Origin of the sequence: Celeribacter naphthalenivorans, from assembly GCF_020524585.1 — a bacterium.
GTDB classification, from domain to species: Bacteria; Pseudomonadota; Alphaproteobacteria; order Rhodobacterales; family Rhodobacteraceae; genus Celeribacter; species Celeribacter naphthalenivorans.
Genome location: NZ_JAIVLK010000001.1, coordinates 291,738 through 303,361, shown reverse-complemented (window position 1 = coordinate 303,361; position 11,624 = coordinate 291,738). Strand labels below are relative to the sequence as shown.

The following is an 11,624-nucleotide window of genomic DNA, read 5'->3' as shown; positions in this document are numbered from 1 at the left end:
TTCTTCAAGTTGCCCAATCGCGAAAAGTTAGACGTCAGAAGCATCGGAAGCACGCAGCATGTCACGGTCCATGCGAATGTTTACAGGCTCGGCGTCAGTTTTCGGGCGCCCCATTTTGGCCAAAACCTTGATCAAGGCTACCGACACGCTTGGCCTGCAGCGAACCGGAGGACAGCCCCTCCACAGAAGGAATTTCACTTAAAATCAGAAAGTTATCCATATCTAAAGCACACTGAATATCACATCGGGCAACCAGATATCCGTCCTCTCCGCTAAACTCAGATCATGAACAATGCGGACCACAACAATCCCCCTCCAGCGATCGCGAGATCATTGAAACTGACGGGCAAACGACAGGCCGAGGATTGACGATGACGGATTACGGCTCTCAGCGCCCCTACACACATAACAGTCTGGCTGAACGCTGGGACTGCTCAGCCCAAACCGTTCGCAACCTGATCTCTGAAGGGCGCCTTCGCGCGTTCCGTGTCGGTCGGATGTTCAGACTTAAACCAGAAGCCGTGGAGGAATACGAATGTCACACAGCATCACAATCGGAAAACTGCGAGGCAGATTCTGCGTCTCTTGGAAAGATCCAGCCTCCGGGAAAAGGCGACGCTATCAGCTTGAGGCACGCACCTGAAAGGACGCGGAGCCGGAAGCCGTAGAAATCTACCGCCGCGAGACATTCCGCGCCACCCCTGCCGGATCGCGGCTCGATGAGATCTGGTAAGCCTATATCGAGGATCTTGGCGACAGACCAACCGCCACGACAATGGGCTACACGGGGAAGGCCATCCTGCCTTCGGTGGCTATCTCCCACAGGATATCGACGAGACCATGTGTCTGCTGTTCGGAACCGCAGCCCGCGTCAGAGCAATCCTTGATCTCACATGGGATCGGGTGGATCTCGAGCGCAGGTCGATCAACCTGCGCCTGCCTGACAGCGTGACGCGCAAGGGGCGTGCTATGTCTACGGTCGATACCGCCCGCAACATATGCAGGATGCCGCAGAAGTTCTGGAATTCATGCGATTGCAGAATCACAGCTAAGGTTCACGGAACCAGGGACCACTTCGCAGAAGGTGACGAGCACGCAATAAAATCTCAGAGAAACAAGGGATAGAATGGTGGGTCGTGAGAGGCTCGAACTCCCGACATCTTCGGTGTAAACGAAGCGCTCTACCAACTGAGCTAACGACCCGGGTCCGGCTCATTTAGGGGAAAACGAACGGGCTGGCAAGAGGGGGAAATGCATTATCCTCGGGCCTGTCTTAGCCCTTTGCCTTGCGCCAACCGGCGGCGCGGGCCTCGTCTTCGGAACAGAACCAGCGTTCGCCGGAGGCTTCATTGATCCGCGTGCCCTCGTACCAACGCCCACCCGGCATGTGGTAGAGCTTGCCGGAACCGGAAATATTGCCCTTGATCGCGCAATTCGATGGCGGCACCTGTGGCGCAAGCGCGGTGCGGGTCTCGGCGCGATACTCGGAAGGCGACTGACTTCCGGCGCGCCAGAGGCCATGCCCGCCAGCGCGTGCGGCCTCTTCGTCGGCGATATAATCGCGACTGTATTTCACGTAAGCATAGGCCGCGCCCACGCGCACCATTTCGGCGTTCAAATCGCCCTTCGCGCCGTAACACACAGCCACCGAGCGACCATAGCGATCGCGGTCTTTTTCAACGCAAGCAATGGCGCCGACGGCCAGCCGTTCCAGCACCGCTTTCGACCAAGCGCCACAATCCCATGCCTCGCCGCGCATATCGCTACAGCTTTGCGACATTTCCGGCGCATCGATGCCGTGGAGACGGATTTTGACCGCCCCGATTGCCAATGTATCGCCATCCACAATACGCAACGCGCCGTCGCGCCCGGAGAGAATCGCGCCTTTGAGGGTTTCGGCATTTTTAAATGGTGTTGAGGCCGGCGTTTCGGGCTGCACAGGCTGCATTTTCCCGGCCTCCTTTTCGCTCACGGCCTCGGCCGTCTCGAAAGGAAACAGGGCCGCCCCGAGCCCCAGCGCGGCCCAGAAAGCCGCAACATATGGTAGTTTACCCAACCTCACACACGACTTGTGCATGATTTGTTCTCATAACACAAGAGGGCGCGCCCCCTTTCGGTTAACGCGCCCTCTCGCATATCAAACAGTCTCAAAAGACCTTATCGGACCTCAGGCCACGGCGGACAGAGCCTTGTAAATCTCATCCTTCAGATGCATGCGTTTCTTGCGCAATTCGGTCAGCCCCAGATCTTCCATTGGCTTCACATCCGTTTCGGCCAGATGCACCTGATCGTTCACCGCGTCGTAGTCTTGCATCAAATGCGCGAAATGCGGATCAGCTGCCTTCAAATCGCTGATCTTGTCAGCGAGATCGGGAAAATCGGCGGCCAGTTGGTGTGGGGTGTTGGACATTGCGCGTCTCCTCTTTCCTGTCCCTTGTTAAGCCCAGTCTGGACGGTCAGACCGCCGCAGCGCTTTGACGCGGATCAATAAAAGCGGTTTTCTCGGCAAAAGGCCCGACGAGAGGACGGACGTGCAGATTTGCGGGCTGCGGCGTGCGCATTGCGTGGATTGCCTTTGGAGGCCATTCTCGCCAGTCTCCGCGCATGTCCACGACACATCCCAGCACAGCCGACACCTCCCAAAAAACGATGAAAGGCATTCTCTGGATGCTTTTCATGACGCTCTGTTTCGTCATGGTGAACGTGCTGGTGAAATATGTCGGCAATGGCCTTCCGGTGCTGGAAAGCGCGTTTTTGCGCTTTCTTCTGGGGCTGGTTTTTCTGATCCCTGCCCTCGGTGCCGTGCGTCAGGTGCGCTTCACGCCGCGGCTTTGGAAACTGACCTTTAGCCGGGCGCTGTTTCATGCGCTGGCGATGACGTGCTGGTTCTACGCCATGACGCGCATTCCGATGGGCGAAGTCACCTCGCTCAACTTCATGAACCCGATCTATATCACCATCGGCGCGGTGGTGATGTTTGGCGAAAAAATCGCCCTGCCCCGGATCACCGCGCTCATCGTGGCTTTTCTTGGCGGTCTCGTGATCTTGCGCCCCGGCTTTCGCGAAATCGACCCCGGCCATCTGTCGATGATGCTCTCGGCCATGGCCTTTGCAGGGTCCTACCTCATCGCCAACCGACTGGTGAAAGAGCTCCCCTCCTCCGTCGTCGTTTTTCTGATGTCGGTGACCGTGCCCATCGTGATCGCGCCTTTCGCACTGTTGCATTGGGAAACACCGACGCTGCATGAGCTGATCTTGCTCTTCCTCACCGCTGCCTTCGCGACGCTCGGCCATTACGCCATGACCCGCGCCTTCGCCTGTGCGCCGCAGTCTCTCCTGCAACCCGTGGCCTTTACCCAACTGATCTGGTCGGTGAGCTTTGGCTATCTTCTGTTCGGCGAAAGCGTTGATCCCTATGTGCTTTTGGGCGGGGCGATGATCATCGGCGCGGTGTCCTTTATCACCTGGCGCGAGGCCCGCAAAAAGGCCCGCGCCTGACACGCATCTGGCGCCTCAGGTCCGCCACGCCCTCGGACGGCTATGCCGAACCGACGCGCGCCAGTTCAGCCATCGCCAAGGCAGCGCAGGAGAAAGGTGCTATTATCCTTGAACGCTGCGCCGTGCGCACCATCGAGACCAAGGCCGGGCAGGTCAGCAGCGTGGTGACTGAGCGCGGCGAGATCGCCTGTGATCAGGTCATCCTTGCGGGCGGGCTTTGGTCGCGGCGGTTCTTGGGCAATATGGGCGTCGCCCTGCCCGTCCTGCCGCTGATTTGCTACGCGTTTCGCACCACGCCTCTCGAGGGGCCGAGCGACATTGCCGTGGGCGGCCCGAATTTTTCCTTTCGCAAACATGAGAGTGGCGGCTATGTGATCACGCACCGCGCGGCCTTTGGGTCGCCCTTCGCGTTAGATCACGCGATGATCGGGATGAAATACCTCCCGACGCTCAAACATACCGCGGGCGCGATCCGGCCGATCCTGGGCAAGCCTTTGATCGAAGACCTGAAATTGCCGCGCAAATGATCGCGTGACCGGGTCTCGCCTTTCGAACGCGCCCGGGTGATGGACCCGCCCACGAGCGACAAGATCAACGCGGAAGCCTTGGACAATCTGCGCAAGGGCTGGCCGGTGTTTGAACAAGCCGAGATCGCCGAAGCCTGGGCCGGAACGATGGACATCACGCCGAATTCGAACCCGGTGATCGACCGAATTGACGCCATGCCGGGGCTGACGATTGCGACGGGCATGTCAGGCCATGGCTTTGGCACGGGGCCTGCCGCCGGTCAGCTGGTGGCGGACCTGGCGACGGGCGCCGAGACCTGTGTCGATCCCGCGCCCTATCGGTTTTTGCGGTTCTAAGCGCCCGCGATCAAGCTGATCGCGATGGACCACATGACAAGCGCGATGCCCCCGTCGAGCACACGCCAGGACAGGTCACGGGCAAAAATCGGCGCGAGGAAGCGCGCGCCAAACCCCAGAGCGAAGAAGAACAGCAATGACGCGCTGGCCGCCCCCATCGCAAAGCCGGACCGTGCCTCGCCAAACCGGGCGGAGATCGCGCCCAAAAGCACCACCGTATCAAGGTAAACATGCGGGTTGAGCCATGTGAGCGCCAGCGCCGTGAGCATGGCGGCCTTGCGGCTTTGCCCCTCTCCTTCTGCGGCCTCAAGATGCCCGCCACCACGCCAGGCAGAGAGGGCCGCCTTGGCACCGTAATAGATCAGAAACGCCGAGCCGCCCCAGCGCAGGATCGGCAAGAGAGGCGGAAAGGCCTTGGAGATTTGCGCCGATGCGAAGACGCCCAGCGTGATCAGCACCGCATCCGAGAGCGCGCAAATCAAGACAACGGGCAGCACATGCGCGCGTTTGAGGCCTTGGCGCAACACAAAGGCGTTCTGCGCGCCAATGGCGACGATGAGGCTCAGCCCGGTGAGAAGCCCGGTGAGGGCGGCGTGCAGCATGTCTTGTGTCATGAAAACTCCTTTGTCAGGCGGAGTTACGGGGCTTGAATGAGTTAGACAAATTAATCTTACTATGTCTAAATTAGATATGCTTAACTCATCCGACTACCCCGCGCTCACCGCCCTGGCCGCCGTTTTGCAGAGCGGCTCTTTCGAAGGCGCGGCGGAGCGGCTCTCCGTCACGCCCTCTGCCATTTCGCAACGCATCAAGGCGTTTGAGGAGCGGTTGGGCAGCGTTTTGGTGATCCGTGGCACGCCCTGCGTGGGCACAGAGACGGGTCGGCGTCTTGCGCGGCATATGGAAGAGGTCGGGCTTTTGGAGCGCCAGTTGACCCGCGATCTTGGACAGACAGAAAGTGCCGCAGCTTCCGTGCCCGTCTCTGTCCCGATTGCGGTCAATGCCGACAGCCTCGCCACCTGGTTTTGTAGCGCGATGGCGCCCGTCGCAGGCATGTTGTTTCAGCTTCAGATCGACGATCAGGACCACTCCGCCGACTGGCTCAAACGCGGCGAGGTGATGGCCGCTGTCTCGTCCCGCGACACGCCTGTCTCGGGCTGTGATCTGATGCCTCTGGGCGCGCTGCGCTATCTGCCGGTGGCGACGCCGGATTTTGTGGCTCGGCATTTCCCGGAGGGGCTGACGACAGAGGCCTTCGCCCGCGCGCCCTCGCTGATCTACGATGAAAAGGACAGGCTTCAGGACACTTGGGCCGCGCATCAGGCCGGGCGGCGCGTCCCCCTGCCCGCCCATCGCATCCCCTCAACCCATGGCTTTGTCGATGCAGCGCTTGCGGGACTGGGTTGGGGGTTGAACCCTTTGGCGTTGTTACAGCCGCACTTGGACAGCGGGCGCCTCATGGCCCTCTCACCAGAGCCTTGGGACATCCCGCTTTACTGGCATATCTCGCGGCTCAGTGCGCCAAGGCTTACGGACCTCACAGAGGCCGTGAAACGCGCTGCGCAAACCCATCTGGTGCAATAAAAAACCCCGCCTGAGAGACGGGGCTTTCCTCAATTCTGATAGCGTGGCTCAGAGCTGCGCCGCGACATCTTCCGGCACGTCGAAGTTCGCCGTCACCGATTGCACGTCATCGTCGTCTTCTAGCGCTTCAACCAGACGCATCAGTTTTTGCGCGGTCTCGAGGTTCACCTCGGTGCGGTTCTGCGGCTTCCAGATCAGCTTGCTTTCCTTGGACTCGCCCAGTTCGGCTTCCAGCGCGTCAGACACAGCCGCCAGATCGCCATCGGCGGTGTAGATCCAGTGACCTTCCTCGTCGCTTTCAACATCCTCGGCGCCCGCTTCGATCGCGGCCATCATCACCGTGTCCGCATCGCCCACGGAGGCGTCATAGGAAATCTCGCCCACGCGGTCGAACATGAAGGCCACGGAACCGGAGGTGCCGAGATTGCCGCCCGATTTGGTGAAGATCGAGCGCACGTTCGAAGCCGTACGGTTCACGTTGTCGGTCATGGTCTCGACGATAAACGCGATGCCTTCCGGGCCGTAACCCTCATAACGGATCTCGTCGTAGTTCTCGCCGTCGCCACCCAATGCCTTTTTGATCGCGCGGTCGATCACGTCCTTCGGCACGGATTGGGTTTTCGCGGTCTTCACCGCAAGACGCAGGCGCGGGTTCTTCTCAGGATCCGGATCGCCCATTTTCGCCGCCACGGTGATCTCCTTGGCGAGTTTCGAAAACAGCTTCGAACGCACGGCGTCCTGACGCCCTTTGCGGTGCTGGATGTTTGCCCATTTAGAATGGCCGGCCATGTGGCGCCTCCGGAAATGTCGATAAAGTCAGATTACGCGCCTCTATAAAGCAGCGCCCCTATGACCTGCAAGGCCACCACATGGCTTTGAGGCAGTCTTTTCCGTGGGAAAAATACTCAAAATCCTCACATGGGCCACAAAAGCGGGATCAGCGCAGAGGACAACAGCCCGATCGAGAGGTTCAACGGGATGCCGACTTTCATGTAATCGGTGAACTTATAGCCGCCGGGACCGTAGACCATCGTGTTGGTCTGATAGCCGATGGGCGTCGCGAAAGAGGCCGAGGCCGCGATCATCACGGCCACCACAAGCCCGCGCGGGTCGAGCCCCATAGTGTTGGCAAGCCCGATGGCAATCGGCGTTACCACGACCGCGACGGCGTTGTTCGACACAAGCTCGGTCAGGATCGAGGTCATCAAGAAGATCGCCCAGACCACGAAGAACACCGGCAGCCCTTCGAGCAATGGGGCCACGGCGCCCACGATCAGTTCGACCGCGCCCGAGGCATCGAGGGCCGCCCCCACCGCAAGCATGGCAAAGATCAGCGCCAGCAACCGCCCCTCGATAAAGGAAAAGGCCTCGTCCGCGTCGATGCAGCGGGTGGTCAGCACCACCGCCACGGCAATCACCGAAAGCATCAGGATCGGCGCCACACCCAGAGCGGCCAGCACGACGATGGAGAACATCGCGATCAGCGCAATCGGCGCGTGGCTGCGGTGATAGGCGCGTTCTGTCGGTTTCGACACATCGCCCATATCCATGTCAGAGGCGAGGCGCTGAATGTCCGCGGGCGTGCCTTCGAGCAAAAGCGTGTCGCCGACACGGACCACAAGGTCCTGAATTTGTTGACCAAGGTTCTGATTTCGGCGGTGCACGGCCAGAACGTAGACACCGTAGCGACGGCGCAGACGCATGGACGACAGCGCGCGTCCGACCATTTTACAGCCCGGCGTGATCAGCACCTCCATCGTGGTGGTTTCCACCGCAGAGACCTGATCGACGCGTTTGAGGGATTTGTCACGCTGAAGGCTCAGAAGCTCCGTGATCCTCGAACGCAACACGACGCGGTCGCCAACATCGAGGGTGAAGCCTTCCAACTCATGACGAAAAGATTTGTCGCCGCGAATGACGTCGATCAGACGCACGCCCTCGCGTTTGAAAAGCTGCACGCCGGAGACTTCGCGTCCGATCAGGTTGCTGTCCGGCGGGATCACGGCTTCGGTGAAGAACTTCATTTTCGAGCGGCCCGACGACAGCATGGCGGCCAGGCTGTCGCGTTCCGGCAAAAGATGGCGCCCGAAGAGCCACAGATAGGCCATGCCCCATGCGGTCACCGCGAGGCCCAAAAGGGACACTTCGAAAATCGTGAAAGGCTCAAGCCCCTGCGCCCGCGCGACACCATCGACCAACAGGTTGGTGGAGGTGCCCAAAAGCGTGATCGTGCCGCCCATGATGGCGGAATAACTCAAAGGAATCAAAAGCTTGGAGGGCGCAACGCCCAGTTTCCCCGAAAGCTGGATGAACACGGGGATCATGACGACGACGACCGGCGTGTTGGCGACGAAGGCCGACAGCACCACCACCACGACCAGCAACATGGCGATGGCCACGGAGGGGTGTGTCTCGGCGTAATTCCCGGCCTGACGCGTGAACCACTCAAGCCCGCCCGTGCGCACCATCGCCCCCATGACGATGAACATCGCAGCAATGGTCCAGGGCGCCGGGTTCGACAGGACGGAAAGCGCGGCCTCATAGGGCAAAATGCCCAAGACCATCATCAGCGCAGCGCCGGTGATCGCGACGACCTCGGTCGGGAAAACCTCTCGCATGAAGAGCACGAACATAAAGCCCACGACCACGAGGGCGATCACCGCCTCTGTCATCGGACTGAACTGAAAAAGGTCCATCGTGTCTCACGTGCTTGTTCCGGTTGGCACCAATATGCCTTGTCGGAGCCCGTTATCACAAGCGACAAAATGCCCTGAGATCAAAAGGATATTTCGGCCAATTGATCAAAATCGGAATAAAATTCGTGCATTTAACGCCCTGAGGGTTACGGCGCGCTTTGCTCCAGACGGCCACCGACGCGAATCTGTTTCACCCGCGTGGCAAGCCCCGTGCGGTCGTCGGTTTCGACATAAACCCCCGACAGCGTCGCCTCACCTTTTGCGGGCTCATAGCGGCCCTTTGACATGCCGGTGACAAAGCGGCGCAGCGGCTCGGCCTTATCCATGCCGATGACCGAATTGTAGTCGCCACACATGCCCGCGTCCGTGAGGTAAGCCGTGCCGCCGGGCAGGATCTGCGCATCGCCCGTGCAGACATGCGTGTGCGTGCCCACGACGACAGAGGCCTTGCCATCGCAGAAATGCCCCATGGCCATTTTCTCCGACGTCGCCTCGCAATGCACATCAATGAGCGCAGCCTGAATGGCGCCGCCGAGTTTATGGCTCATAAAGACCTGATCGAGCGCAGAAAACGGATCGTCGAAGGCGCGTTTCATAAAGACCTGCCCCAGCACCTGCGCCACCAGAATACGTCGCCCGCGCGCGTCCTCAAATATGCGCACACCGCGCCCCGGCGCCGCCTTGGCGAAATTGATCGGGCGCACGATGCGGGTCTCGCGTTCGCAAAACTGCATCATGTCTTTCTGGTCAAACGCGTGATCGCCCAGCGTCAGACAATCGACCCCCGCCTCCAAAAGCAGCTTCGCGTGATCGCCCGACAGGCCCATGCCATTGGTGCAATTCTCGCCATTGACCACGACGAAATCCAGCCCCCAGTCCTTGCGAAGCGCAGGCATGCGTTCGATCACCGCCTTGCGGCCCGCGCTGCCGACAATATCTCCGAGGAACAGGATTTTCATAGGGCGATTGCCTTTCGTCTTTCTTGTTTTTCTCTGTCGGCTCCCCTCAAAAGGTGAGCACTTCTCTTTCGGTCACGATCGCGTCCAGCGGCGCGTCGGTCGGTTCCACCGGCACGTCATGCGCCTCTTGGCCTGCATAGGCGAGGCCCACGGCGAAGACCGGACCACTGGCGCGCAGCTTGGCGAGCGTGCGGTCGTAAAACCCGCCGCCATAGCCCAAACGATGCCCGTCCCGGTTAAAGGCCAAAAGCGGCACGATGACCACCTCGGGCACCACAGGTTCGGACGAGGCCGGGATCAGCGCCCCAAAAGCGCCCGGCACCATCTCCGTGTCCGGCGTCCAGAGATCAAAGCGCAAAGGCTGTGCCTTAGCCTCCACCACCGGCACCGCGACGGGGCCACGTGTGTGCAGCCGTGCCATGGCCGCCCGCGGGTCCAACTCACTGCCCAAGGGCATGTAGCCCGCCGTCATCTTGCCCGCATGGGGCGTCAGAAATCCCAGCAAAAGCTGGGTCGCTTGCCGCGCCGCCGCGCCGCCCAAGGCCTCGCTTTGCGCATGCGCCGCATCACGTGCCGCTTTGGCGCGGGACCTCAGCGCCGTTTTGAGGGCCGTGGTTGTGCCGTTCAAACCCGTCACAGAAGCACCATCCCCGCCAGCCCCAAGAAGGCAAAGAAGCCAACGACATCCGTCACCGTGGTCACGAAAGCGCCCGAGGCCAGTGCCGGGTCGACGCCCAGACGTTCCAAAACGACCGGGATGCCGATGCCCGCAAGCCCCGCGATCACCAGATTGATCACCATGGCCGCGCCGATCACTGCGCCCAGCGCAGGAGACCCGAACCAGAGAATGCCGACCACCCCCATGATCACGGCAAAGACGATGCCATTGGCAAGCCCCACAAGAACCTCGCGTCGAATGACCCGCCAGACGTTGGCGCCGGTGAGGTCACGCGTGGCGATGGCGCGCACCGCGACCGTCAGCGCCTGTGTGCCCGCATTGCCGCCCATGGAGGCGACAATCGGCATCAACACGGCCAGCGCCACAAATTGCGAAATCGTGTCTTCAAATTGCGCGATCACCAAGGAGGCGAGGATCGCCGTCACGAGGTTCACCGCAAGCCAGGGAATGCGCTGTTTGACCGTATCGGAGACGCGGTCGGCCAGCGAGCCCTCGCCCACACCGGCGAGGCGCATGATGTCTTCTTCGTGTTCTTCGTCCAAAACGTTCATCGCGTCGTCGATGGTGATGACGCCGACGACACGGTCGTCCGCGTCCACCACCGGGGCAGCGATCATGTGATATTGGTTGAACGCATAGGCGACGTCGGTTTCGCTCTCATCGACGCGGAAGGTGCGAAAGCCCGGTTCCAACAGTTCCGTCAAAGGCTGTGCCCGTGGCGCGCCAAGGATTTTGCCAAGCGTGACGTGCCCCACCGCGTGCATTTTCGGATCGATCAGCACGACGTGATAGAAATCCTCCGGCAGGCTTTCGGATTTTCGCATAAAATCAATAGCCTGACCGACACTCCAATGCTCCGGCGCCATCACGACTTCGCGCTGCATCAGACGACCGGCGGAATATTCCGGGTAGGACAGCGACTGCTGAACCGCAACACGATCCGCGTCTTCGAGCGTCGCAAGGATCGCCTCCTGCGCCTCTTCGTCAAGATCCTCGACCAGATCGACCACGTCGTCCGATTCCATGTCCCGGACCGCTTCGGCCAGAACGTCAGGGCGCAGAACGTGGATCACCTCGTCGCGGATGCCCTCGTCCAGTTCCGAGAGGATTTCGCCATCGAATTCCGCGCCATAGAGCAGAATCAGTCGACGCCGGTCAAAGGCATTCACCTGTTCGAGCAAGTCGGCGATGTCGGCCGCATGCAGCGGCTCCATCAGCTCGATGAGCTTGGCCCGATCGCCGGTGTCGACCGCATAGAGAATGGCGCTGAGCACTTTCGCACTCAACGCGTAGCCATCTTCGTGTTCGGCCTCATCCTCGATCTGCGTTTCTTCTTCGACCATCG

At 60.5% G+C, this 11,624-nt stretch carries 14 protein-coding genes and 1 tRNA gene; 5 read left to right on the top strand and 10 right to left on the bottom strand.

What is annotated here, in order from left to right; all coding sequences use genetic code 11:
• Positions 1–94: 94 nt before the first annotated feature.
• Entirely contained in the window at positions 95–220 is a 126-nt protein-coding gene (locus tag LC094_RS21535) for a hypothetical protein (protein WP_264186318.1), read from the bottom strand.
• Between the two features lie 151 nt (positions 221–371).
• Here LC094_RS21535 and LC094_RS21670 point away from each other — a divergent pair, with 151 nt between their 5' ends.
• A complete protein-coding gene (locus tag LC094_RS21670; protein ID WP_226549544.1) occupies positions 372–668 on the top strand; it encodes a helix-turn-helix domain-containing protein in 297 nt (98 codons plus the stop codon).
• A 459-nt stretch (positions 669–1,127) separates the two neighbouring features.
• Here LC094_RS21670 and LC094_RS01555 read toward each other — a convergent pair.
• The 3 genes from LC094_RS01555 to LC094_RS01545 all read right to left on the bottom strand — a co-directional run bounded on the left by LC094_RS01555 (position 1,128) and on the right by LC094_RS01545 (position 2,410).
• Positions 1,128–1,203: transfer RNA gene (locus tag LC094_RS01555), tRNA-Val, on the bottom strand.
• 70 nt (positions 1,204–1,273) lie between these two features.
• Entirely contained in the window at positions 1,274–1,948 is a 675-nt protein-coding gene (locus LC094_RS01550; protein ID WP_226549541.1) for a thermonuclease family protein, read from the bottom strand.
• 219 nt (positions 1,949–2,167) lie between these two features.
• A complete protein-coding gene (locus LC094_RS01545) occupies positions 2,168–2,410 on the bottom strand; it encodes a YdcH family protein (RefSeq protein ID WP_226549538.1) in 243 nt (80 codons plus the stop codon).
• A gap of 194 nt (positions 2,411–2,604) precedes the next feature.
• Here LC094_RS01545 and LC094_RS01540 point away from each other — a divergent pair, with 194 nt between their 5' ends.
• Genes LC094_RS01540 through LC094_RS01530 form a run of 3 tightly spaced genes read left to right on the top strand, consistent with a single transcriptional unit; the run spans position 2,605 to position 4,361 of the window.
• Positions 2,605–3,498: a DMT family transporter gene (locus LC094_RS01540; RefSeq protein WP_319003267.1), complete on the top strand. Its 894-nt coding sequence runs from the start codon at positions 2,605–2,607 to the stop codon at positions 3,496–3,498.
• Positions 3,465–4,025, top strand: a complete 561-nt coding sequence (locus LC094_RS01535; protein WP_319003272.1) for an NAD(P)/FAD-dependent oxidoreductase — start codon at positions 3,465–3,467, stop codon at positions 4,023–4,025. Before LC094_RS01540 ends, LC094_RS01535 begins: the two co-directional genes overlap by 34 nt.
• A 39-nt stretch (positions 4,026–4,064) precedes the next feature.
• Positions 4,065–4,361, top strand: coding sequence for an NAD(P)/FAD-dependent oxidoreductase (locus LC094_RS01530; protein ID WP_226549535.1), 297 nt, complete (start codon positions 4,065–4,067; stop codon positions 4,359–4,361).
• On the opposite strand, the gene LC094_RS01525 is transcribed toward LC094_RS01530, so the two are convergent.
• On the bottom strand, positions 4,358–4,975 hold the full coding sequence (locus LC094_RS01525) for a LysE/ArgO family amino acid transporter (RefSeq protein WP_226549532.1): 618 nt from the start codon (positions 4,973–4,975) through the stop codon (positions 4,358–4,360). The genes LC094_RS01530 and LC094_RS01525 overlap by 4 nt on opposite strands.
• Positions 4,976–5,051: 76 nt before the next feature.
• Here LC094_RS01525 and LC094_RS01520 point away from each other — a divergent pair, with 76 nt between their 5' ends.
• A complete protein-coding gene (locus tag LC094_RS01520; RefSeq protein WP_226549529.1) occupies positions 5,052–5,945 on the top strand; it encodes a LysR family transcriptional regulator ArgP in 894 nt (297 codons plus the stop codon).
• A gap of 48 nt (positions 5,946–5,993) precedes the next feature.
• Here the strand turns inward: LC094_RS01520 and LC094_RS01515 are convergent, their stop codons facing one another.
• From LC094_RS01515 to mgtE, 5 genes are all read right to left on the bottom strand, one after another.
• Complete coding sequence (locus tag LC094_RS01515; protein WP_226549527.1) at positions 5,994–6,734, bottom strand: YebC/PmpR family DNA-binding transcriptional regulator; 741 nt, start codon at positions 6,732–6,734, stop codon at positions 5,994–5,996.
• A 125-nt stretch (positions 6,735–6,859) separates the two neighbouring features.
• Complete coding sequence (locus LC094_RS01510) at positions 6,860–8,641, bottom strand: SLC13 family permease (protein WP_226549525.1); 1,782 nt, start codon at positions 8,639–8,641, stop codon at positions 6,860–6,862.
• Between the two features lie 146 nt (positions 8,642–8,787).
• Positions 8,788–9,600: a TIGR00282 family metallophosphoesterase gene (locus tag LC094_RS01505; protein WP_226549523.1), complete on the bottom strand. Its 813-nt coding sequence runs from the start codon at positions 9,598–9,600 to the stop codon at positions 8,788–8,790.
• Positions 9,601–9,646: 46 nt separating this feature from the next.
• On the bottom strand, positions 9,647–10,237 hold the full coding sequence (locus LC094_RS01500; protein ID WP_226549521.1) for a 5-formyltetrahydrofolate cyclo-ligase: 591 nt from the start codon (positions 10,235–10,237) through the stop codon (positions 9,647–9,649).
• Complete coding sequence (gene mgtE, locus LC094_RS01495; protein ID WP_226549519.1) at positions 10,234–11,622, bottom strand: magnesium transporter; 1,389 nt, start codon at positions 11,620–11,622, stop codon at positions 10,234–10,236. Before mgtE ends, LC094_RS01500 begins: the two co-directional genes overlap by 4 nt.
• Positions 11,623–11,624: the final 2 nt, after the last annotated feature.